The following is a 21,607-nucleotide window of genomic DNA, read 5'->3' on the forward strand; positions in this document are numbered from 1 at the left end:
CGGCCGCCCCACAACCGATCAACCGACCCACACCCACAACCCATGCACATAGACGCCCAACCCTTCCCCTACACATGCGATCTGGCGCACACCGCCCTGGTCATCATCGACATGCAGCGCGACTTCATCGAGCCCGGGGGCTTTGGGGAAACCCTGGGCAACGATGTGGCGCTGCTCGAAGCCATCGTGCCCGCCTGCCAGGCCGTGCTGCAGGCCTGGCGAAACGCTGGCGGGCTGGTGGTGCACACGCGCGAGGCGCATGCGGCCGATCTGTCCGACTGCCCGCCGTCCAAGCGCTTGCGCGGCAACCCCTCGCTGCGCATCGGCGACATGGGGCCCATGGGGCGCATTCTGGTGGCGGGCGAGCCGGGCAACCAGATCGTGCCTGCGCTCGCCCCCGTGCCGGGCGAGTGGGTGATCGACAAACCCGGCAAAGGCGCGTTCTACGCCACCGGTCTGCACGAAAAGCTGCAGCAAGCCGGGATCAGCCACCTGCTGTTCATGGGCGTGACCACCGAGGTGTGCGTGCAGACGAGCATGCGGGAAGCCAACGACCGGGGCTACGACTGCCTGTTGCTGGAGGACTGCACCGAGAGCTACTTCCCGCATTTCAAGACCGCTGCGGTCGACATGCTCCGGGCCCAGGGAGGCATCATCGGCTGGACGGGGTGGGGTGCTTCTGTGGTGGCCGCACTTCAGGCCCACGACAAGCAAAACTGCTAAAGTTTCCACGTGCTCAATACCCATACCCGCATCAAATCCGTCAAGTCCTCGCCATCGCAGCCCTCACGTGCTGAGGAGGTCTACACGCAGCTCAAGAAAGACATCGCCGACTTCCGGTTGGTGCCCGGGGACCGTTTCAGCGAGCACGACATCTGCAACCGCCTGGCGGTCTCTCGCACCCCGGTGCGGCAGGCGCTTTTTCGCCTGCAGCAGGAGGGGCTGGTCGAGGTGATGTTCCGCAGCGGCTGGCGCGTGCTGCCGTTTGACTTCGACAAATTTGACCAGCTCTACGATCTGCGCATGGTGCTGGAAACCACCGCGGCGCAGCGCCTGTGTCTGCAGGCGGCGGCCGATGCGTCGCCCCTGCTCGATGGGCTGAAGGAACGCTGGCTGGTGACGGCGGGCGAGCGCAGCAGCGACGCCACCGAGGTGGCCGCCTGGGACGAAGCGTTTCACGAAACGCTGGTGGAGGCCGCCGGCAATGCCGAGATGGCGCGCGTGCACCACGAGGTGACCGAACGCATCCGCATCATCCGCCGGCTCGATTTTTTGAAGCAGATGCGCATCGACGCCACCTACGATGAGCACGCCAAGATCCTGCGCGCCATCATCGCGCGCAAGGCCGACCGCGCAGAACTGCTGCTGCGCTCACACATCCAGTCGAGCCAGGTCGAGGTGCGAAAGATCACGCTGCACCAGGTCTTTCTCGCGCAGCAGGTGGCGCCAGCGGCCTGAGCAACAACGTGCCGGCCGGGCCGCACGTTGTTGCTGTGGGGGCGCTCAGCCTCAGAGGCTCGCCGTGTTGGCGTCGTAGCGGTAGAGCCAGTCGTAGCGCTCAAAGATGGGCGCGGCGCTCCACTCCTGGCCCAGGTACCGCTCGGCCGACACCTCGGTGGCCAGCTCGCGGCTGTGAAAGCGCTCGGTGTTGGCGGTCGCGCCGCGCACCATGCGGCTGGTTCGATCGATGCGCGCGGACTCGTAGCGCTGCAACGCCGCCGCGGCCTGCTCGGTGGTCTGGCCTTCCAGGCAACGCGCCAGCACCATGCCGTCTTCGATCGAGTGCACCGCGCCCTGGGCCAGAAACGGCAAGGTGGCGTGGGCGGCGTCTCCCAGCAGGGTGATGCGTCCCTGGGTCCAGGCCGGAATCGGGTCGCGCTGCATCAGGGCCCACTTGATCAGGCTCGGACTCTGGCGGATCAGCATCTGAACCTCCGGGTGCCAGCCCGCGAAATCGGCCAGGCATTCCTCGGTGGTGCCCAGCTCCGAACCCGTGGCGGCGGTCCAGGTCTTGCCCTCGATGGTGGCGACGAAGTTCATGATCGTTGCGTGGTGCAGCGGATACGTCACCGCGTGTCCACCGGGCCCGATCCAGGTGGTGCCGACGGAACCCCGCATGTGCTCGGGCAGGTTCTCCATGGGAATGAGGCCGCGCCAGGCCACCATGCCCGAGAACCCGGGGTCTGTGGGCCCCCACAAGGTGTTGCGCACCACCGAGCGCACGCCGTCCGCGCCGATCAACACGTCTCCCGCCACGCGCCGGCCGTCGCGCAACACCAGCGTGACGCCCGCTGCGCTCTGTTCACAGCCCGCCGCCCCGCTGCTCAGGTGAATGGCGTCGGGTTTGAGGGCGCGCACGCGATCGGCCAGGGTCTGGTGCAGATCGGGCCGGTACACCGTCAGGTACGGATAGCCGTACTTTTCAATGACCGACTTGCCCAGCGTGAACATGGGCCAGGGTTTGCCGCTGTTCCACAGGCGAAATTCTTTGCGCTCCGGGTCGCAGGAGAGGCTTTTCAAGGTCTGAAAAACCCCCAGCGCGTCGAGCACCTTGTTGCCGTTGGGGCTGATCTGGATACCGGCCCCCACCTCCTTGAGCTCGGACGCCTGCTCGTAGACCTCGACGTCCACGCCGCGCTGCAGCAGCGCGGCCGCCGCGGCCAACCCACCAATGCCACCACCTGCAATCAATACCTTCATGTCGTACCTCTGTGTCTGGGACCCTGGCGGTCCGGCTTACGGAATGGAGCCTTGCGCACCTGGGGGCCCAGAGGGCCAGGGGGCAAGACAGCCTGTTTCAACAGCGTCTGGGTTCAGGGCGCAGACGCGGGCGTGTTCTGTTTGAACAAAAAGTCGAACGCTTGCATGACCGGTTCGTCGCTGACCCGGATCAGGTGCGTGCGCTCCGACACCCGGTGCTGGTGCGTGCGCCAGGCGGGGACGACGAACACATCGCCGCGCTGCCAGTCCAGTGCCTGCCCGTCCACCACGGTGGTGCCGCTGCCTTCAATGACGGTGAAGATGGCGTTGGCCGTGCTCTGGTGCACCGGCGTGACGCAACCCGCCGACAGGCGCTGCGCGTGCACCGCCATGGTCTTGAGGGCGGGCGTGGGCGTGCCCAGCTCCACCTCCTGCTCCGCCATCGCGCCGGTCTGCCGCGGGGCGCTGTCCAGGCGGCGCAGCGAGTCTTCCCAGCGGCAGGCCAGCGGGCATTCGGCCACGTTGTGGATCTCGGACTCCAGCTGGTCCGGGTGCCGCTCAAAGAACATCGGCTCCAGCAGGTGCACCAGCGGCACGTCCAGCACATCGACCCAGAAACACTCGTCGGTGCCCACGCTTTCGTGCGCGTGCCAGTTCCAGCTGGGCGTCAGCAGCACGTCGCCGGGCCGCATCTCCACCCGGGTGCCGTTCACCGTGGTGTAGCAGCCGTGGCCTTCCAGAATGATGCGCAGCGCGTTGGGCGTGTGGCGGTGTGCGAGGGCGCATTCGCCCGGCCGTATCGACTGGTAGGCCGCGACCATGGTGCGCGCCGTGGCGTACAGGTTGCCGGCCACCGGGTTGGTCATGGTCAGGTTGCGGCGGTCGGCCATGGCGTGGTCCACCAGGTGCCCGGCCGCTTCCAGGATCGGCTTGACCTGCGCGTAGCGCCAGAGGTAGGGCAGGAAGTTCTTGCGCGGCTCGGGCCACAGCGACGGCGTCTTGCGGTGCCAGCCGCCTTCGAGGCTGAGGGCGTCGATCGCGGCGTAGAGGGAATCCAGGTCTTTCATGGCCTCACCTTTGTTTGATGATGTCGGGGGTGTAGGGCTTGTCGAACACCGACGTGGCGCCACCGCTGCCCTGCACCACGCGCACCGTCATCTCGCCCACGCGGTCGATGGTCATGCGCACCTGGTCGCCGTCGCGGATTTGCGCCACGCCCGCGGGCGTGCCGGTGGCGATGATGTCGCCGGGGTAGAGCGTCATGACGGCCGACGCCATCTCGACCATGCCCGGAATGTCCAGCACCAGGTCGCGCGTGTTGGCGTGTTGGCGCAGCTCGCCGTTGACCCACAGCTTCATTTCCAGCTGGGTCGGATCGCCCACCTCGTCGGCGGTCACGACCCACGGACCGACCGGGCAGAAGCTGTCGTAGGCCTTGCGAAACACGCGCTCTTCGCGGCCGCGCACCACCATGTCCATCAGGCAGGCGTAGCCGAACACATGCGCCTGCCAGTTCGCGCGCGGGATGTCCCGCCCGCCCTGGCCGATGACGATGCCCAGCTCGGCTTCGTGGTGCACTTCGCGCGTGGGCAGGTGGGGCAGCACCACGGGTTCGCTGGCGCCCGACAGCGACGAGTTGGGCTTGAGGAAGAAGCCCTGCACGTCGGCGCGGTAGCCGGCCTGCATCTCGCGGCCGTGGTCGTGGTAGTTCACCGGGTAGGCGATGACCTTGTTCGGCCACGGCACCGGGGTGAGCAGCTTCACCCCGGCCAGGGGAATGCGCGGCAGCGCGGGCAGGGCGGCTTCGATGACCGGGCGCAGCGCGTCAAAGCGGGCGATCAGCCGCACCGTGCCCACCGGGGGCCAGGCGGCTGCGTCTTCACCGATGAGCTCGGTGATGTCAACCAGGTGGGCGTCGTCCACGGCGATGCCGATGCGACCTTCGTTGAAACGGGCAATTTTCATGGTGCAGACCTTTCTTCAGACCTTCAGGCCGAACACGTGGCGGGCGTTGCCCTCGAAGATCATTCGCTTCTCGTCGGCGCTGAGCCAGTCGAAGCTCTCAATCACCGGGCGCACGTCGTCGCGCAGGCGCCCGGTGCTGGGGTCGATGGTCGAGCCCACGCCCGGGCACTCGGAGCCGAACAGGCAGCGGTCCGCGCCCACGGTCTTGATCAGCAGGCGCAGCGACTCCTCGGTGTACAGCACGGTGTCGTAGTACAGGTTGCGCATGCCGTCCAGAAAGTCCAGACCCCGGCGCCCGGCGCTCGACTGGAAGCGCCCGATCTGGTACGGGATGGAGCCGCCGCCGTGCGAGCAGATCACCTTCAGGTGGGGGAAGTCCTTGAACACATCGGAATGCACCAGGCCGTAGACGGCAATCGACTCCTCGTTGATGAAGTGCAGCGTGTAGGGGCTGCGCGGCGAGTGCGAGCCGGTGGCGTGGATGTGCATGGGCACGTCCAGTTCGCACAGTTTTTCGTACAGCGGATACCAGTAGCGGTCGCCCAGCGGCGGGGCTTCGGTGCCGGTGTTTTCAAAAGGATCGGGGTTCAGCAGCGCACCCCGAAAACCCATCTGGACGCAGCGCTCCAGCTCGGGCAGCACGCCTTCGATGGGGTCGCCCGCCACCTGGGGCAGGCCGGCCACGGGCACAAAACGCCCGGGAATCAGCTTCACGGTTCGGGCAATGATGTTGTTGGTTTCTTCGGTGAACCAGTGCACCAGCTTGCCGGGTTTGGCGCTGTGCATCATCTGGAACGGCCGGGGCGAAATCATCTGCATGTCCGTCCCCACCCGGTCCAGCATGTCCACATGGCCGCAGGGGCCCATTTCCTTTTTGTTGGCCGAGCGCAGGATGTCTTCGTCGCTGACCTCGGGCATGCGGCGCCCGTGCGCGCCCAGGTGCGACAACAGGTTGGCTTTGTAGACCCAGAGGTCTGCGGGGGGGCTGACGTGGCCGTGGCAATCAATGATCATGGCAGTGGTGGGTGGTCAAAGGGTTGAAAAAATGCGTGACGGGTTTCGGTGTGGCGCCGGCCTCAGCGCCAGGCAGCAAAGCCCAGGCCAATGCCTGTGCCGGCGGGCGTGCGGTAGACCGGGATGTATTCGTCGTACACACAACGCAGGTGGCTGGTGGCGCCGGCCAGGGCGATCCAGTTGCGCGTCTCGGAGGTGCCCGAACACAGGGCTTCCTGCGGGATCTCGCACAGCGTGCGCATGTCGCGCCGCTTCATGGCGTCGAGCACGCGGCGGTCGAACGTTTCCTCGCACAAGAAGTGGCTCAGGCCGCCCGAAGCGACGATGGCCACATTGGCCTCCACCGGCGAAGCCGCCAGCGCGTGTGCGATGCACGAGCCCAGGTGAAAGCAGCGCGCTGCGGTCGGGTTGTTGGGTGGGAAATAGGTGTTGATCAGCACCGGCAACATCGGCACCTGCAGCTTCTTCATCAGCCGCTGGTAGATGAACCCGTAGGCGTGCCCGAAGGCGCGCTGTTCCGGGTTCGGCACGCCGTTGCTGCAGGCCACGTCAATGCCCTGGTGGACCAGGCTCTTGATCAGGTCGTCGGCCAGCCGGGGCGCACCGGGAAAGCGCCGCGGCAGGTCCATCGCGTAGCCGGCCCAGAAAGACTTGTCGGCCCAGGTCAGGCGCGGGTGCTGGTCCATTTCCTTCATGACGACTTCTTCGCCCCGGTAGACCGAAATGGCCGGCAGGTTGTCGAAGCCGAACAGCTCGTCCTGGTCGTCGCCCACCACCAGCACAATGTCCGGCCGGGCCTCCACCAGAAGGGCCTCCAGCTGGTCCAGCGCCGCCTCGGCCTGGCGGGCGAGCACCGGGAACCGGGCCGGGTCGCTTTCCGCTGTGTAGGGTTCGCCGCGCTCGGCCACCAGTTCGTCGTAGGACAGCTTGCGGCCATCCAGCGTGTACAGCGATTTGTTGCGGCGGTCGTCGTGCGAACGCTCTTCCCAGCGTTCGCCGCCGAGAACCAGGATCGGGCTGTGAGAGGTGCCAATGCCCAGGGTGATGCGCGCCATGTCTGCTCCTGTGTTGTTGTGTTGGTTGCTGTGTTGGTTGGGTTTGAAAGCGGCCCGTGCGCCTCAGAAGTGGTAGACCTCAAGGGTTCTCTCACCCGCCGCGATGCGCTGCAGCACACCCGCCTCTGTGGCTTCGCGCTGCTCCGCGGCCGCCACCACGGCGGGGGCGCTTTCGCGCGGCACCGCCACCAGGCCGTCCCGGTCGCCGACGATGAGATCGCCCGCGTGGACCGTGAGCTCGTCCAGGCGCAGCGGAAAATTGATCCAGCCGCGCGCCTGGTGGTCCTTGCCCGTGCCCCGGATGCACAGGCCCGCCGCAAACACCGGGAAGCCGATGTCTTCCAGCAAGTCGGCATCGCGCACGCAGCCGTCGATCACCAAGCCGGCCAGCCCCCGGTGCCGGGCCGCGGTGGACATGATCTCGCCCCAGTAGCCGTACGCCGGCGCACCGCTGACATGCACCAGCAACACATCGCCGGCTTGCGCCACGTACAGCGCGCGGTGCAGCCAGAGGTTGTCGCCACCGGGGGAGTGCACCGTCACCACCGGTCCGCTCAGGCGCATCGAACGCCCCACCGGTTTGATCTGGGGCGGCAGCACCCCGATGCGCCCGCCGGCCTCGTGCAAGGTGGCCGTGGGCAGCTTCGCGGCGCGGGCCACCCACGGCGGCGCAACGCGCTCCATCTCGGTGCGCACGGTGGGCAGCCGCACAAACGCATCGCTCGCCGGGTTCATGAGGCCTCCCGGGTCTGCAGCCGGTGGTAGCCGAGTTGGCTGCGCGCCTCGCGCAGGCTGCTGCCCGCGCGCACGGCCGCCCGGATGGCGTCCTCGGCCTGTTCAATCGCCTCGGCCGCCGCGAGCACGGTTTCTTCGTGCGCCTGGGGAATCACCACCACGCCGTCGGCATCGCCGCGCACGATGTCGCCCGGCGCCACGCGCGCGCCGCCGATGGTCACGGGCACCTGCGTCGCCTCGACCTGCACGCGGTCTTTGCCGGTGCGCATATAGCTGGCCAGGCTGTACACCGGATAACCCAGTTCCAGGCACAGGGCCACGTCGCGGTTCACGCCGTCGATCACGGTCCCGGCCACGCCCTTGCGGTGCGCCACCTCGGTCAGGATGTCGCCCCAGACGGTGGCGTCGTCGCGCCCGCCGTTGTCCAGCACCACCACCGCGCCTTCAGGCACTTCGTCGATGTAGTCGCCCACCGTGCCCGCCGGCAGTCCCGCCGGGCCGTACAGCAGCGTCCAGGCGCGGCCGGCCATGCGGAAGTCGGTGGAGCGCGGCTGGATCCGGTGGCACTGGCCCTGGATGCCGCAGCGGTCCAGCGCGTCGCTGAGCGTGGCCGTGTCCATGCGCGCAGCCCGTTGTACGTTGGTGTCGTTCATCGTGATCTCCTCAAGCGGCGTCTGGCCGCAACATGAATTCGTAGTCGCGCCCCATCACCTCGGTGATCGGGCGTCCCGCCAGCAGGTCCTTGGCCATGGCGGCTTCGCGCCCGGCAATCTTTTCTGCCGCCTCCAGCACCGCTTGGGCGTGCCCGGCCGGAACAAAAACGACGCCGCTGCCATCGGCAATGACGAAGTCGCCGGGGTGCACGGTCACGTCGCCAATGCACACCGCTTCGTTCACCGAGATTTCCTCGACACGGCCGCGCGCGGTGCGCGCCGTCAGGCTGCGGCAGAACACCGGCAGGGCGTAGGCGCGCGCCTCGTCGATGTCGCGCACCGGTCCGTCGGCAATCACGCCGGCAATGCCCTTGACCTTGGCGCCCAACGACAGAATGCCGCCCCAGCAACCCGCGTCGATGCCGGTGCGCTGCTCGACCACGATCACGTCGCCGGGGGCGGCCCGCTCGATCGCCGTGGTGCCCAGGTGGCGAACCGGCCCGCCCGAGCGGGGCACTTGTCCAGCCGGCACCAGCCGGTACGTCACCACCCGGCCCACCAGACGGCGCTGGGTGGAGCGTTGTTCCAGACCGCGGGCCACCTGGCCGTCGAGGCCCAGCCGGTCGAGTGCGTCCGAGACCGCGCAGGCGTCCAGGTGGCTCAGCCGTGCGACGGTGTCATCGCTTACAGAGGTTGTTCCCATGGGTGTCAAAACCTGTTTGAAAAAAAGTGTGTGGCCGATTCGCTGCGGATCAGCGGCGGCTCAGTGGCGGGTGCGCGGGTCGAGCGCATCGCGCAGCGCGTCGCCCAGCAGGCTGAAGGAGAAGACCGTCAGGCTGATCGCCAGCCCCGGGAACAGCACCACCCAGGGCGCTGTCGTGAACGTCTCCACGCTGACGCCCGCCAGCATCAAACCCCAGGCCGGTGTGGGCTCGTGCACACCCACGCCCAGGAACGACAGCGATGCCTCCAGCAAGATGGTCTGCGCCGTGAAGGCGCTCACCATGACCAACCAGGGCGAGACCAGGTTGGGCAGCATGTGGTGCACCATGATGCGAAGGTGGGAGAAGCCCAGCGCCCGCGCCGCATCGATGTAGGGCGACAGGCGCACCGACAGGGCGGCGGTGCGCATCACGCGCGCCATCACCGGGATGTACGGCAGCGTGATGGCGATCATCAGGTTGATGTCGATGCCACCGACCTCCCAGCGCCCGAGCACCGACACCACCACCAGGGCCGCCACGATCAGCGGAATCGACAGCAACACATCGTTGGTGCGCTGCAGCACGGCGTCGATCCGGCCCCCGAAGTAGGCCGATGCCGTGCCCAGGGCCGCACCGATCAGGGAGCCGATGAGCGCGGTCGATATGCCGAGCAACAGCGCCGGGCGCGTGCCGTGCAGGATGCGCGAAAAGACGTCGCGGCCGAAGTTGTCGGTGCCCATCCAGTGCTCGGCGCTGGGGGGCAGCAACACGTCGGTGAAGCTGGCGGACAGCGGGTCGTAGGGCGCCAGCTGGGGGGCGAAGGAACCCGCCAGCAGCATGGTCAGGATCAGCGCCAGCGCCAGGGCGCCCAGCGGCTGCGTGCGGCAGAAACGGCCCAGCACCTTGAGTGCCACGCGGGCATGTGACGGGCGTGCTGCAGAGGCGGTGGTGGCGGTTGAAAAAGTGGACATGGTGCTCAGCTCATTGAACGCGGATGCGGGGGTCCAGCAGTGCCTGGACCAGGTCCACCACAAAGCTGACCGACACGTAGATCAGGGCGAACAGCATGACCAGGCCCTGGATGAGGGTCAGGTCGTTGAAGCTGATGGCCTGCACCAGCAGGCGCCCGATGCCGTTGATGTTGAAAACCTGTTCGGTCACCACCAGGCCACCGAGCAGGCCGGCAAATTCGATGCCGATCACCGTCACGGTGGGCAGCAGCGCGTTGGACAGCGCATGGCGCCAGACCACGCGAGACGGCGCAACGCCCTTGGCGTGCGCGGTGCGCACATAGTCCTGCGAGAGCACCTCGATCAGCGAGGAGCGCAACAACCGGGCATTGACCGAAGACAGGCGCCAACCCACGGCCAGCGCCGGGAAAAAGATCTGCCCGATGTATTCCCACGGCTGCTGCTGGAATTGCACCGCCTCGATCGAGGGAATCCAGCCCAGCGTCAGCAGCAAGGCCATCAGGATCAGCATGGCCAGCCAGAAGCTGGGCACCGACTGACCCGTCACCGTGAGCACCCGCACCACCTGGTCGATCCAGGTGCCTCGGGTGAGGGCACCGATCACGCCCAGCGGTATCGCGAACAGCAGCCCGATGACCAGCGCGAGAACGGCCAGCTGGATCGTGATGCCGAAGCGCACCCCGATCTCCTCACTCACCGGGTTTTCGCTCCAGATCGAGGTGCCCAGATCGAGCTGGGTCAGGCCACCGATCCACGACACATACTGCTGCGCCAGCGGCCGGTCGTAGCCGAAGCGTTCGCGCTGGGCCTGCAACTGCTCGGCGCTGATGACCCCGCCTTCGTTGACGTACTTGAACTCCACCGGGTCGCCGGGCAGCACGCGCAGCGCGAAAAAGATGATCGTGGCCACGCAAAACAGCGTGAAGACGAACTGAACGAAACGGCGCAAAAGAAATTTCAGCATACGAACCTCACGCAACGCGCAGACAAGCCACCTGGCGCCCAACGGCCACCGTGCGCAGTTCCGGAACGGTGTCTGCGCAATCGGCGCTGGCCAGCGCGCAACGGGTGCGGAAAGCACAGCCCGAGGGCGGCGCCATGGGGCTGGGGGGCTCGCCCCGGATTTCAAATTTTTTCTGCGTCTTCAAACCCAGCGCCTCGACGCTGGGCACCGCTGCCATCAGGGCTTGCGAGTACGGGTGCATGGGCTGCCGGTAGAAGTCGTCCCGGTCGGCGATCTCCACCACCCGCCCCAGGTACATCACCACCACGCGGGTCGCGATCTGGCGCACCACCGCCAGGTCGTGGCCGATGAACAGGTAAGACAGGTTCAACCGCTCCTGCAGATCGGTCAGCAGGTTGACCACCTGGGCCTGCACCGAGACATCCAGCGCCGACACGGCTTCATCGCAGACGATGAACTCCGGGCGCATGGCCAGCGCCCGTGCAATGGCCACCCGCTGGCGCTGCCCGCCCGAGAGCTGGTGCGCAAAGCGCTCCGCATGTTCGGAGCGCAGGCCCACCTCGCGCAGCAGGCGTTGCGCGTCCTCCCGCGCCTCGTCCCGGTTCGCCACAATGCCGTGCACCAGCATCGGCTCCATCAGGATGTGGCCAATGCGCTTGCGCGGGTTCAGGGACGAATACGGGTCCTGGAAGATGACCTGCGTGTGGCGCCGAAAGCCGCGCAGCGCGCGGTCGCCCAGGTGCGTGATGTCTTCCCCCCGGAACAGCACCCGCCCGCCCGTGGGCTCTTCCAGCCGCAGCAGCAGCTTGCCCAGCGTGGACTTGCCGCAGCCCGATTCACCCACCACGCCCACCGTCTCGCGCCGGCCAATGGACAGGCTGACGTCGCGCAGGGCGTGGACCTGCTGGCGCGCACCCAGCACACCCTTCTTCAGCGTGTAGGTCTTCTCCAGCCCTTGCACGCACACCAGGGGTTCGGCCTTCGCGCTCGGCACGGGCTCGCCGACCCGATCGGCCCGAGCCACCGACACCACCGAAGGCTGTGCCCAGTGCACCCGCCCCGCCGCGATGTCGGCCGCGCGCACGCAGGCCGAGAGGCTGCCCACATCGGTCAACACCAGCGGGCCCGGGGTTTCGCAGGCCGCCAGTGCGTGGCGGCAACGCGGCGCAAACGCGCAGCCCGGGGGCATGTGCGAGGGGTTGGGCGGCGTGCCTTCAATGCCCTCCAGGCGCTCGCTCAACGCACGCTCCAGCGTGGGCACGGAGGCCAGCAGCCCCTCGGTGTACAAATGCCGCGGGGTGGTGAACACGGTGTGGGCCGTGCCCTGCTCCAGCATCTGGCCGCCGTACATCACCAGCACGCGATCGGCGTACCGGGCCACCACGCCCAGGTTGTGCGTGATGATGACCAGCGCAATGTTCAGGCGCTGGCAGAGTTCCTGCATCAGGTCCAGGATCTGCGCCTGGATCGTCACATCCAGCGCCGTGGTCGGCTCGTCCGCGATCAGCAGCTTGGGGTTGCACGACAAACCAATGGCGATCATCACGCGCTGGCGCATGCCGCCAGAAAACTGGTGCGGGTAGTGGTCGATGCGGGTCTTCGCATCGGGAATGCCCACCAGCATCAGCAGCTCCAGCGCCCGTTCCCGCGCCTGGCGGGCGTTCAGGCCCATGTGCTGGCGCAGGGGCTCCAGCAGCTGGTCGCCCACCGTCATCACCGGGTTGAGCGCGGTCATCGGGTCCTGGAAAATCATGCCGATGCCCGGCCCGCGCAGGGCGCGCATCTCGGCATCGGTCAAGCACTGCAGGTCGATGCCGCCGAACCGTATCGCGTCGGCCGTCACCGTCGCGTTGCCCGGCAACAAGCGCGTCACGGCCAGCGACGTGACGGATTTCCCCGAACCCGATTCGCCCACGATGGCCAGGATCTCACCGGCGTACACGTCGTAGGTCAGCCCGCGCACCGCCGCGACGGTGCCGTGGTCGGTGCTGAACCGAACCTCCATGTTGTGCACGGACAGCAGGGGTGATGAGCTCGCGGCATCTCCCCCGGCCAGGGGAGAGACAACCGTCGGGCACGGGGGCGCAGAGGCTTGCAGCATGGTGGTAGGTGTGACGCTCAACATGAAGGGCAGCGGGTGGGCAACAGCCAGCTCATTTGCCCGCAGCGGGGGCTATCCACAGATCGGCCAGATCGATCTTCACGTAGTTGGACGGGTAGTCGCCCTCCAGTCCCCGCAGGCGGCTGTCCATCACGCGCTTGCGGCTCTGCCAGAACAGCGGCATCACATAGCTCTTTTCCAGCAGGTAGCTCTCCAGTTCCCGGACCCGCTTGAGGCGCGATGCGGGGTTGAAGTCCCGTTGCTGGGCGTTGAACATTTCGACGAACTTCACGTCGCCAAAGCGCGCCAGGTTGGCCCGGTTGGTGCTGAAGGGTTCGAAATAAGACAGCTGGATGGACGGGTCGTCGGAATACTCCGCCGGGCTGTCAAAGATCAGGTCGTAGTCGCCCGACACGCGCCGCGCCGCCACCTGCGGTGTGGCCAGCGCCTGGTGGTCCACGGTCACACCGATCTTCGAGAGCTGATCGGCCACGTACACGCCGAAGTACGAAAAGGCCCGGTTGTTCACCACGGTGAGCTTCAGGTCCGTCTTGCCGGCGGCGGCCAGCAGGCGGCGTGCTTCTTTGCGGGCGGCCTCGATGTCGTGGCCAAAGCCGGGCAGTTTGGCCAGTTCGGCGTCGCTGCGCGCAAAGGTCGAGCCCGGCCGCACCAGGCCGCCCACCTTGAACATGGGTGTGATCTGCTCCATGGCCTTGGAGGCGCCCCAGCGGTCCAGCGCCAGGTTCAGCGCGCGGCGCACCCGCTCGTCCTTCAGCCCATCGCGCTGGTTGTTGATGGCAAACCAGGGCAGGAAGGTGGTGGCGTTGTTGCCGCCGCGCAGCACCACGTCGTCTCCCCGCGCCTCCAGCACCCGCTTGACTTCCGGCGGTGTCAGGCCGCTCATGGTGTAGGCCACCTGTCCGGCCAACAGGGTGTTGGTGGCCGCCACGGGCGAAATGCTCAGCATGCGGAACCCATCCAGATAAGGCTTGCCGGCGCCGAAATAGCCCTCGAAGCGCTCACCGACCCAATCGGCTCCGGGGGTGTGGCGCACGAAGCGGAAGGGACCGGTCCCCATCACGCGCTTGAACGGATACGACGGGTCGCTGGCCATCAGCTTGGCCGAGTAGATGCAGGCGTACGGCATGGCCAGCAGTTGCAGCGACGTCGTGCTGGCGTGGCCAAAACGGAACACGATGGTGTGGTCGTCGGGCGTTTCGATGGACTGGATACCGGACAACATGCCCTGGCGCAGCGACACCACGCCCGGCGGCGGGTTGCGCATCCGGTCAAAACTGGCCTTCACGTCGGCGCTGGTCATCACGCTGCCGTCGTGGAACTTCACGTTGCTGTTCAGCGTGAAGCGGTACTCCAGCTGGTCGGGCGACACGGTCCAGCTCTTGGCCAGGTCGCCCACCACGCGCGGAAACTGGTCCGGATCGATCTTCAGCAGGGTCGAGTAGTGGGGGGCGATGCGCCACATGACCGCCGGCGAATTCGTGGCATGGCAGTCGTAGGTGGACGGCTCGCCCACATGGATCGGGACCGCGAGTGTGCCGCCGCGCACGGGCGAGCCCGCCGCCACCGGTTGGGCCTGGAGCGGTGCGCTGGCGCATACAGCCAGCACGGCTGCGCTGGCCACTTGGAAGGTGAAGGTTTTCATGGTGTCTTGTCTCCGGTGTTGTTGTGTCAGGGGGAACGCTTCTTCAAAGCATGGCGCGCCATTCCGACTCGCCGGTGACCACCTTGGACTGCGGCGCGGTGCCGCTGTAGTCGATGGCTTCGTGTTGCGCGAGTTGGGGGACTTCACCCGCCATGTACTGCTTGAGCGCGCCGAGCAGGCAGCGGCGCACCGCGAGCACGGCGCCATCGCCCGCGCCCAGGTATTCCTGGGTGCGGTCCGAGATCGGGCCCATGCTCATGATCACGGCGAAGTCCTCGGTGCCCAGCATCTGGGTGAAGCCGGTGAAGTGGCCGTTCTTCATGGCCTCGCGGTCCTGGCCCCAGTTGTCCTCGGGCGGTCCGGGTGGCAGGGGTGGCCAGGCGTCGGCGTCGGTGTAGTGGTGCGTCTTGTTGAGCACCAGCTTCTCGCTGGTGCGGTAGGTCATTTGCCAGTAGTGGATGTTTTCGTCGTCGATCGGCACCGAGAAGAAAATGCTGCCCCCCTGGAGGTCGGCCTGGTTCGGCGAGACGATGCCGTACCAGGGCATCACGAAGCTGTTGGTGCGCACGTAGGCGCGCTGGTCTTTGAGTTCGCGCACCGCCGCGTAGCGAAAACCGAACGGTTTCTGCGCCAGGTGGTAGACCGGTGCCATGTTGGCCGACGACAGTTCGATGTCGCCAAACCCCACCAGCCAGCTCTGGTGCAACACCCCCAGGTGCGCCGAATCCATCGTGGTTTCAACGCCCTGCACCCAGTTGGCATTCACCTTCTGGCGGAACACCACAAAGTTCTCGCGCGGCAGGCCCACGAACGGCAGGTCGGGGAAGGCCGGCGGGGTCTCGCCTTCGCCCAGCCAGACCCACACAATGCCCGCCTCCTCGCGCACCGCGTGGTGCTTGAGCGGCACGTGTTTGCAGTACTGCGCCTCGTTTTGCGGCTGCGTGGGCACCGCCACGGTCACGCCGTCCACCCGGAACTTCCAGCCGTGGTAGATGCACCGCAAGCTGTTGTCTTCGTTGCGCCCCAGGGCCAGCGACGCGCCACGGTGGGGGCAGGCCTCATCAAAGAAGCCCACCTGCCCGTTCGTGGCGCGAAAGGCCACGTAGTTGTCGCCGAACAGCCGCACGCGCAAGGGCTTGCCATCGGCCTCCAGTTTGTCGGACAGCGCCGCCGGTATCCACCAGTGCTGCTTGATCATGCGCCCCATGGGCGCTCCGTTGCTCACGCGCGTCAGTCGCTCGTTGTCTTCCTTGGACAGCATGTCTTGCTCCTTGTTGGCTATAGGCTGAAAGTCATTGGGCGCTCCTGGACGGACCGCTCATTCCCCGGTTTTGCCGGCACGCTCGCGCCGGCCATCAAAAAACGCGCTGATGCGCTGGGAGGCATCGATGCCGGCCGAGCGGGTCATGGCCGTCACCATGGTTTCGGCGAAGAAACCCTCGCCCATGGACATCTCGCCAATGCGGCTGATGCCGTTGATGACGGCGTAGTTGGTGGCCGGGGCGTTTTTGACGATGGTGCGCGCCAGTTCCAGCGCCTTGGCCAGGCCCTGGCCTTCGGGCACCGTGTAATGCGCCAGGCCGAGTTGTTGCGCCTCGCTCACGTTCATGGCGCGGCCGGTCAGCATCATCTCGACCACCCGGCCGGCGCCGATCAGGCGCGGAATGCGCACCGAGCCGCCACCGCCCAGGAAAATGCCGCGTTGCCCTTCGGGCAGCTGGAAGAAGGCCGAGCTTTCGCACACCCGCACATGCGTGGCCGCCGCCAGCTCGAACCCGCCGCCGATGACGCCGCCCTGGAGCACGCTGACCACCGGCAGTTCGCCAAACTGGATCTGATCAAACACCCGGTGCCAGCGGCGCGAACGGCGCATGCCCACCAGCACGTCCGGGCTGCGTTTGCTCATCAGCTCAAACAGGTCGAGCCCCGCGCTGAAGTGCCCGCCCGCGCCGTAGAGCACCACCGCGCGCGCGCCGTCCAGCTGCTGCGCGAAGCAGTCGCCCAGGGCGTCCAGCAAGGCGTCGTTGATCGCGTTGCGCTTGTCGGGGCGGTTGAGTTGGACCAGCGCGATGTCGTCTTCTCGCTCGATCTGCAGGATGTTGTCGGTCATGCGGGGCTCTGCTGTGTGGGGAGGTTGGGGTTGGGGTCGGGGGCTGGCGTGCGGCAGGTCAGTCGATGGCGATCACGCGGGGGTCGGGCGTCGGGGCGTACAAGGCGTCCACCGCCTCGGCGCGCCGCGCCAGCACCGCGCGCTGGTTGACGTAGCCCTTGTCCGTGATTTCGCCCGCGTCCATCGAGGGGGCTTCGTCCAGCAACAGCACACGCCGAATGCGCATGCTCCCGCCGCTGTGTTGGGCGTTGTGTGCCTGAAACGCCTGGCGCAGCGCATCGCGCACGCCGGCGTGCTGCGTCCACGGTTGCGCCGTCGCCGGGCCGAACCGCTCCTGCACCGCACTCGGGTTGAGCCAGGCGAGCAGGCCCACGTATTCGCGGTCGGCCCCCGTCACCACCACGTCGTTCAGCCAGGGCGCCGCCGCGTTGATCGCCTCGACGCGCAACGAACCGACACGCACAAAAATGCCCGACTGGAGCTTGAATTCTTCGGCCACACGGCCCGCGAACGCCAGGCCTTCGTCCGCCCGTGCCGGGTCCACAAAACTGACCGCGTCGCCCATGCGGTAGAAGCCCTCTTCGTCAAAGGCCTGCGCGGTCAGCTCGGGCTGGTTCAGGTAACCCGGCATCACCGAAGGGCCCTTGACGCGCACCTCGTAGCGCGCGTCCTCCATGGGCACCAGCTTGAGTTCCACGCCCGGCTGGGGCAGCCCCACCAGGCCGGCGCGCTCGGTGGGCCAGTGCACCACGGTGGTGGCGGCGCAGGTTTCGGTGGAGCCGTAGCCGGCGACAAACGGCATGTAGTGGCCCCGCTGGCGCACGGCGTGGCCCTGCAGGCGCAGATACACGCTGTCGGGCAGGCGCGCGCCCGACGAGGTCAGCCGCTGCAGGTCGCGAAAGAACCGCTGCCCCAGTGCCGGGTCTTCGTCCAGCGCGTCGGCCAGCATGGTGTAGCCGGCGGGCACGCTGCTGAAGCGGGTCGGTGAAATCTCGCGCAGGTTGCGCAAGGTCTTTTCAAACTCGCCGGGGGTGGGCCGTCCATCGTCCAGGTACATCGTGCCGCCGTCTTCGAGCACGCTGTTGAACACCGCCGTGCCACCGGCCACATGGCTCCAGGGCAGCCACTCCAGCAACACCGAGGACGGCGTGTCCGGTCCGCGTGTGATCGTCTGCGCATGCATGGCCATGGTCACGCACAGCATGTGCTGCGTGATCGGCACCGCCTTGGGCACCCCGGTGGAGCCGGAGGTGAACAGGTACTTGGCCACCACGTCGGGGGTGATGCGTTCCAGCGCGCTGGGCACGTCCGCGCCGGGCACGACCCGCAGCACATCGGCCCAGGCCACCGCACCCGCCAGGTCCTGCGCGCCGTCCACCGCCACCACGCGCGCACCGGCCCGGTCCAGCGCCTTCAGCGCCCGCCCGAACCGGTCGGCCTGCTGCACGAACAGCACCGCCGGATCGATCAGTTCGACCATGGCGCGCAGCTTGCCAAAGTCGGTGCTCAACAGCGCGTAGGCGGGGGTGACCGGCACATAGGGCATGCCCGCCTGCATGGCGGCCAGCTCCAACACCGCGTGCTCCAGCGAGTTGCCGCTGAGCACCACCACCGCGCGCCCCGGGCGGTCCAGGTTCAGCAGCCACTGCGTGGCCGCGTCCACCTGCTGCTGCGCCTGGGCGTAGCCCAGGGTGCGCCAATCGGCGCCCGTGGCCTGCCGCTGCGCCAGCCAGATCTTGTCGCCCTGGTTCGCCGCGTGCCGGCGCAGCACCCCCGGCAAATGGCGCTCCACAGGCCCCAGGGGCACGCGGCTGCGCATCAACAACGAGCCGTCGGTGCGCGCATCGAGCTCAATGCGGCGCTCCATGAAGGGCAAGGGCAAAAAGGAAGCGGGGGTCCTGGCGTTCAAGGCAATGTCCATCCACGTTGTCAAAAAGCCTCTCGGCAATCAATAAGGTGACCTTATCTTTGTTTTCGCCTTTTTTACATAGGGGAATCCCTATGCACCAGTTAATAATGTCACCTTACATTTAAGCCCTTCATCGCCGGTCCCTGCCCGCACGGCTTCAACAGATGCTGGCTGCAGGCGCTTCCTTTTTTTTCCCGTTTTCTCGCGACCTCCCACCATGAGTCTCCAAGGCAAGGCCTACATCGCAGGAATCTATGAACACCCGCTGCGCCGGGCCGACAACCAGTCCACCGCGCAGCTCCACGCCGAGGTGGCACTGGGCGCGCTGGAAGACGCCGGGCTGTCGCTGGACGACGTGGATGGCTACTTTTGCGGTGCCGATGCGCCCGGTCTGGGCGGTTTGACCATGGCCGAATACATCGGCCTGAACAAGCTCCAGCACACCGACACCACAGAGTCGGGCGGCTCCGCCTATTTGCTGCACGTCAGCCACGCCGCGCAGGCCATTGCCGCCGGCCGTTGCCGCGTGGCGCTGGTGACCATGGCCGACCGGCCACTGGCGGCCGCGGCCGGTACGGCGCTGGCGGGCGTGGACCGCAACACCATGCCCAACCTGCCGTTCCAGGCGGCGGTGCCACCGCAACCCATGTACGGCTACGCCATGGTCGCCCGGCGCCACATGCACGAGTTCGGCACCACGCCCGAGCAGCTGGCCTGGGTGCGTGTGGCGGCTTCTCACCACGCGCAACACAACCCCCATGCCGTGCACCGCGACGTCGTCAGCGTGGACGACGTGTTGCGCTCGCCCATGGTGGCCAACCCGCTGCACCGGCTGGACTGCTGCGTCATGACCGACGGCGGTGGCGCCGTCGTGGTGGTGCACCCGGACATCGCGCGCCAACTCCGGCGCCCGCTCGTCAAGCTGATCGGGGCCGGCGAAGCCGTGAAGCACCCCGGCGCCGGGCGCATCGACCTGAGCTATTCGGCCGCTCGCTCATCGGGCGCCAAAGCTTTTCAAGACGCGGGCATTGCGCCCGCCGACATCGGCTACGTCTCGCTCTACGACAGCTTCACCATCACCGTGATCGTGCAATTGGAAGACCTGGGTTTTTGCCCCAAGGGCGCCGGTGGCCGCTTCGTCGCCGACGGCAACCTCATCGCCGGCCACGGCGCGCTGCCCTTCAACACCGACGGCGGCGGCCTGTGCAACAACCACCCCGGCAACAAAGGCGGCATGACCAAGATCCTGGAGGCCGTTCGCCAATGCCGCGGCGAGGCACATCCGGCGGTGCAGGTCCGGCGCCGCGAGTTTGTTCTGGCGCACGGCACCGGGGGCAACCTGGCCGGCGCCCACGCGGCCGGCACGCTCATTTTTCAGGCGGAATAAACATGGCAAACCCTCGCAACTTCATGCCCGAGCCGGTGGTGTTTCCGGGCGACGAACCCTTTTGGGCCGCGACCCGCGAAGGCCAGTTGCTGGCCAAACGCTGCACCGCGTGCGACGCCCTGCATTTCTACCCGCGCGCGCACTGCCCGCATTGCGGTCACCGCGAAACGCTGTGGCACGCCCTGTCGGGCCGGGGCACGGTCTATTCGCACACCGTGGTGGAGCGCAGCCCGCGCCCGACCGCCCCGGCCATCATCGAGCTGGAAGAGGGCTTGCGCATCCACAGCGTGGTGGTGGACGCCGATGTGCATGCGCTGCGCATTGGCGACCCGGTCACGCTGCGCTGCATCCCCACGGAACAAGGCCGGTTCCTGCCCGCCTTCACCACGCTGGCGGCCGAGCAGGCGCGCGCCTACACCCAGCGCGCCCGCGCCGCGCTGGGCGCCACGCCCCCCGAGGCGGCCCAGCGGTTCCGGCAGGCCGTGGTCATCGGGGCCGGCAACATGGGCGTGGGCATCGCGCTGGCGCTGCTGGCCGGCGGTCTGCGGGTGCGCCTGATCGACAAGAGCGCCTCCGCACTGGCCAGCGCGCAGGAGCGCATCGCCGCCGGGCTGCAGCAGCAGGTGGACCGGGGCCGCCTGTCCGCCCCGGCCATGGCCGAACAACAAGCCGCCCTGACAACCAGCACCGAGGTCACCGACGTGGCCCACGCCGAGCTGGTGCTGGAGGCGGTGTTCGAAGACATGGCGCTCAAGTGCGACATCTTCCGCACGATCGACGCCCACGCCGACGCGGGCGCCGTGCTGGCCACCAACACCTCCACGCTGGACATTGGCCAGATCGCCGCCGCCACGCGGCGCCCCGAGGCGGTGGTGGGCCTGCATTTCTTCAACCCGGCGCAGGTCATGAAACTGCTGGAGATCGTGCGCGCCCCGGCCACCTCGGCCGACACGCTGACCGCCGCCAAGGCCCTGGCCCAACGCATCGGCAAAACCCCCATCGTGGTGGGCATTTGCAATGGCTTTGTGGGCAACCGGCTCATGATCACCCGCGAACGCCAGGCCGCGCAGTTGCTGCTCGAAGGCGCGCTGCCCGAGCAGATCGACCGCTTCCAGCGCGAGTTCGGCCTGCCCATGGGCACCTTTGAATTGCAGGACATGGCCGGTGGCATTGCGCTCACCTACCACGCCCGCCAGCGCAGCGGGCAAAGCGATTGGCTGGTGGAGCAACTGTTCCAGCGCGGCCGCCTGGGCCAGCGCGCCGGTCGCGGTTACTACCGCTACGAAGCGGGCAAGCGCCGACCCCTGGTCGACCCCGAGGTGACCGCGCTGATCGAAGAGGCGTCGCGTCTCAAGGGCATGGAGCGCCGTGCCATCGGCGAGCAAGAGCTGCACGACCGCCTGATCCTGCCCATGGTCAACGAAGGCGCCAAGCTGGTGGCCGAGGGCATCGTGGAGCGCGCCAGCGACATCGACCTGGTGTGGCAACTGGGCTACGGCTGGCCCGACTGGAAAGGCGGCCCGATGCACCACGCCGACACCCTGGGCCTAGCCACCGTGGTGGAGCGGCTGCAAGCCCTGCAAGCGCGCCATGGCCCGGTGTTTCAACCCGCCGCCGCACTGGTGCAGCTCGCCCAGCGCGGCGGCCGCTTCTGCGAACAGACTTCCTGAACCCAT

Annotated in this window: 19 protein-coding genes; 4 read left to right on the plus strand and 15 right to left on the minus strand. The window is 67.5% G+C overall.

Going from position 1 to position 21,607, the window contains the following annotated elements:
* Nucleotides 1–42: 42 nt before the first annotated feature.
* Both Q7J58_RS14825 and Q7J58_RS14830 read left to right on the plus strand, forming a co-directional pair.
* Nucleotides 43–723 (plus strand): isochorismatase family cysteine hydrolase, encoded by a 681-nt coding sequence (locus tag Q7J58_RS14825; RefSeq protein ID WP_304829589.1) that lies wholly within the window; start codon nucleotides 43–45, stop codon nucleotides 721–723.
* Between the two features lie 9 nt (nucleotides 724–732).
* A complete protein-coding gene (locus Q7J58_RS14830) occupies nucleotides 733–1,458 on the plus strand; it encodes a GntR family transcriptional regulator (protein ID WP_304829592.1) in 726 nt (241 codons plus the stop codon).
* A 51-nt stretch (nucleotides 1,459–1,509) separates the two neighbouring features.
* Here Q7J58_RS14830 and Q7J58_RS14835 read toward each other — a convergent pair whose 3' ends face one another.
* The 15 genes from Q7J58_RS14835 to Q7J58_RS14905 form a co-directional block, all read right to left on the minus strand.
* Nucleotides 1,510–2,700 (minus strand): FAD-dependent monooxygenase, encoded by a 1,191-nt coding sequence (locus Q7J58_RS14835; RefSeq protein ID WP_304829595.1) that lies wholly within the window; start codon nucleotides 2,698–2,700, stop codon nucleotides 1,510–1,512.
* A 113-nt stretch (nucleotides 2,701–2,813) separates the two neighbouring features.
* Nucleotides 2,814–3,767, minus strand: coding sequence for a cupin domain-containing protein (locus tag Q7J58_RS14840; protein ID WP_304829598.1), 954 nt, complete (start codon nucleotides 3,765–3,767; stop codon nucleotides 2,814–2,816).
* A 4-nt stretch (nucleotides 3,768–3,771) separates the two neighbouring features.
* Nucleotides 3,772–4,665 (minus strand): fumarylacetoacetate hydrolase family protein, encoded by an 894-nt coding sequence (locus Q7J58_RS14845; RefSeq protein WP_304829601.1) that lies wholly within the window; start codon nucleotides 4,663–4,665, stop codon nucleotides 3,772–3,774.
* Nucleotides 4,666–4,680: 15 nt separating this feature from the next.
* Nucleotides 4,681–5,679, minus strand: coding sequence for an amidohydrolase family protein (locus Q7J58_RS14850; RefSeq protein WP_304829604.1), 999 nt, complete (start codon nucleotides 5,677–5,679; stop codon nucleotides 4,681–4,683).
* A 62-nt stretch (nucleotides 5,680–5,741) separates the two neighbouring features.
* On the minus strand, nucleotides 5,742–6,734 hold the full coding sequence (locus Q7J58_RS14855) for a hypothetical protein (protein ID WP_304829607.1): 993 nt from the start codon (nucleotides 6,732–6,734) through the stop codon (nucleotides 5,742–5,744).
* Between the two features lie 63 nt (nucleotides 6,735–6,797).
* On the minus strand, nucleotides 6,798–7,418 hold the full coding sequence (locus Q7J58_RS14860; protein ID WP_304829681.1) for an RraA family protein: 621 nt from the start codon (nucleotides 7,416–7,418) through the stop codon (nucleotides 6,798–6,800).
* Nucleotides 7,419–7,465: 47 nt separating this feature from the next.
* Nucleotides 7,466–8,122, minus strand: a complete 657-nt coding sequence (locus Q7J58_RS14865; RefSeq protein WP_304829610.1) for an RraA family protein — start codon at nucleotides 8,120–8,122, stop codon at nucleotides 7,466–7,468.
* 10 nt (nucleotides 8,123–8,132) lie between these two features.
* On the minus strand, nucleotides 8,133–8,825 hold the full coding sequence (locus tag Q7J58_RS14870) for an RraA family protein (RefSeq protein ID WP_304829613.1): 693 nt from the start codon (nucleotides 8,823–8,825) through the stop codon (nucleotides 8,133–8,135).
* Nucleotides 8,826–8,885: 60 nt separating this feature from the next.
* Entirely contained in the window at nucleotides 8,886–9,797 is a 912-nt protein-coding gene (locus Q7J58_RS14875; RefSeq protein ID WP_304829616.1) for an ABC transporter permease, read from the minus strand.
* Nucleotides 9,798–9,807: 10 nt separating this feature from the next.
* Nucleotides 9,808–10,761 carry an ABC transporter permease gene (locus Q7J58_RS14880; protein WP_304829619.1) on the minus strand — a complete coding sequence of 318 codons (954 nt, stop codon included), beginning with the start codon at nucleotides 10,759–10,761 and terminating at the stop codon, nucleotides 9,808–9,810.
* Nucleotides 10,762–10,768: 7 nt separating this feature from the next.
* On the minus strand, nucleotides 10,769–12,766 hold the full coding sequence (locus tag Q7J58_RS14885; protein ID WP_304829622.1) for an ABC transporter ATP-binding protein: 1,998 nt from the start codon (nucleotides 12,764–12,766) through the stop codon (nucleotides 10,769–10,771).
* A gap of 148 nt (nucleotides 12,767–12,914) precedes the next feature.
* Nucleotides 12,915–14,525 (minus strand): ABC transporter substrate-binding protein, encoded by a 1,611-nt coding sequence (locus Q7J58_RS14890; protein WP_304829625.1) that lies wholly within the window; start codon nucleotides 14,523–14,525, stop codon nucleotides 12,915–12,917.
* Nucleotides 14,526–14,568: 43 nt separating this feature from the next.
* Entirely contained in the window at nucleotides 14,569–15,786 is a 1,218-nt protein-coding gene (locus Q7J58_RS14895) for a Rieske 2Fe-2S domain-containing protein (protein ID WP_304829629.1), read from the minus strand.
* Nucleotides 15,787–15,843: 57 nt separating this feature from the next.
* On the minus strand, nucleotides 15,844–16,635 hold the full coding sequence (locus tag Q7J58_RS14900) for a crotonase/enoyl-CoA hydratase family protein (protein WP_304829632.1): 792 nt from the start codon (nucleotides 16,633–16,635) through the stop codon (nucleotides 15,844–15,846).
* Between the two features lie 58 nt (nucleotides 16,636–16,693).
* Nucleotides 16,694–18,544, minus strand: coding sequence for an AMP-binding protein (locus Q7J58_RS14905; RefSeq protein ID WP_304829635.1), 1,851 nt, complete (start codon nucleotides 18,542–18,544; stop codon nucleotides 16,694–16,696).
* 217 nt (nucleotides 18,545–18,761) lie between these two features.
* Here Q7J58_RS14905 and Q7J58_RS14910 point away from each other — a divergent pair, with 217 nt between their 5' ends.
* Both Q7J58_RS14910 and Q7J58_RS14915 read left to right on the plus strand, forming a co-directional pair.
* The gene (locus tag Q7J58_RS14910) at nucleotides 18,762–19,931 is read left to right on the plus strand and encodes a thiolase domain-containing protein (protein ID WP_304829637.1); all 1,170 of its coding nucleotides are present in this window, start codon (nucleotides 18,762–18,764) and stop codon (nucleotides 19,929–19,931) included.
* A gap of 2 nt (nucleotides 19,932–19,933) precedes the next feature.
* Complete coding sequence (locus Q7J58_RS14915) at nucleotides 19,934–21,601, plus strand: 3-hydroxyacyl-CoA dehydrogenase NAD-binding domain-containing protein (protein ID WP_304829640.1); 1,668 nt, start codon at nucleotides 19,934–19,936, stop codon at nucleotides 21,599–21,601.
* Nucleotides 21,602–21,607 lie beyond the last annotated feature (6 nt).

Source organism: Hydrogenophaga sp. (assembly GCF_030656115.1).
Classification (GTDB): Bacteria; Pseudomonadota; Gammaproteobacteria; order Burkholderiales; family Burkholderiaceae_C; genus Hydrogenophaga.

Excerpts from the sequence above, each read along its gene's own strand:
- Q7J58_RS14825 (WP_304829589.1), top strand. The coding sequence starts at position 43 with ATGCACATAGACGCCCAACCCTTCCCCTACACATGCGATCTGGCGCAC.
- Q7J58_RS14835 (WP_304829595.1), bottom strand. The coding sequence starts at position 2,700 with ATGAAGGTATTGATTGCAGGTGGTGGCATTGGTGGGTTGGCCGCGGCG.
- Q7J58_RS14840 (WP_304829598.1), bottom strand. The coding sequence starts at position 3,767 with ATGAAAGACCTGGATTCCCTCTACGCCGCGATCGACGCCCTCAGCCTC.
- Q7J58_RS14845 (WP_304829601.1), bottom strand. The coding sequence starts at position 4,665 with ATGAAAATTGCCCGTTTCAACGAAGGTCGCATCGGCATCGCCGTGGAC.
- Q7J58_RS14850 (WP_304829604.1), bottom strand. The coding sequence starts at position 5,679 with ATGATCATTGATTGCCACGGCCACGTCAGCCCCCCCGCAGACCTCTGG.
- Q7J58_RS14855 (WP_304829607.1), bottom strand. The coding sequence starts at position 6,734 with ATGGCGCGCATCACCCTGGGCATTGGCACCTCTCACAGCCCGATCCTG.
- Q7J58_RS14860 (WP_304829681.1), bottom strand. The coding sequence starts at position 7,418 with ATGGAGCGCGTTGCGCCGCCGTGGGTGGCCCGCGCCGCGAAGCTGCCC.
- Q7J58_RS14865 (WP_304829610.1), bottom strand. The coding sequence starts at position 8,122 with ATGAACGACACCAACGTACAACGGGCTGCGCGCATGGACACGGCCACG.
- Q7J58_RS14870 (WP_304829613.1), bottom strand. The coding sequence starts at position 8,825 with ATGGGAACAACCTCTGTAAGCGATGACACCGTCGCACGGCTGAGCCAC.
- Q7J58_RS14875 (WP_304829616.1), bottom strand. The coding sequence starts at position 9,797 with ATGTCCACTTTTTCAACCGCCACCACCGCCTCTGCAGCACGCCCGTCA.
- Q7J58_RS14880 (WP_304829619.1), bottom strand. The coding sequence starts at position 10,761 with ATGCTGAAATTTCTTTTGCGCCGTTTCGTTCAGTTCGTCTTCACGCTG.
- Q7J58_RS14885 (WP_304829622.1), bottom strand. The coding sequence starts at position 12,766 with ATGGAGGTTCGGTTCAGCACCGACCACGGCACCGTCGCGGCGGTGCGC.
- Q7J58_RS14890 (WP_304829625.1), bottom strand. The coding sequence starts at position 14,525 with ATGAAAACCTTCACCTTCCAAGTGGCCAGCGCAGCCGTGCTGGCTGTA.
- Q7J58_RS14895 (WP_304829629.1), bottom strand. The coding sequence starts at position 15,786 with ATGCTGTCCAAGGAAGACAACGAGCGACTGACGCGCGTGAGCAACGGA.
- Q7J58_RS14900 (WP_304829632.1), bottom strand. The coding sequence starts at position 16,635 with ATGACCGACAACATCCTGCAGATCGAGCGAGAAGACGACATCGCGCTG.
- Q7J58_RS14910 (WP_304829637.1), top strand. The coding sequence starts at position 18,762 with ATGAGTCTCCAAGGCAAGGCCTACATCGCAGGAATCTATGAACACCCG.
- Q7J58_RS14915 (WP_304829640.1), top strand. The coding sequence starts at position 19,934 with ATGGCAAACCCTCGCAACTTCATGCCCGAGCCGGTGGTGTTTCCGGGC.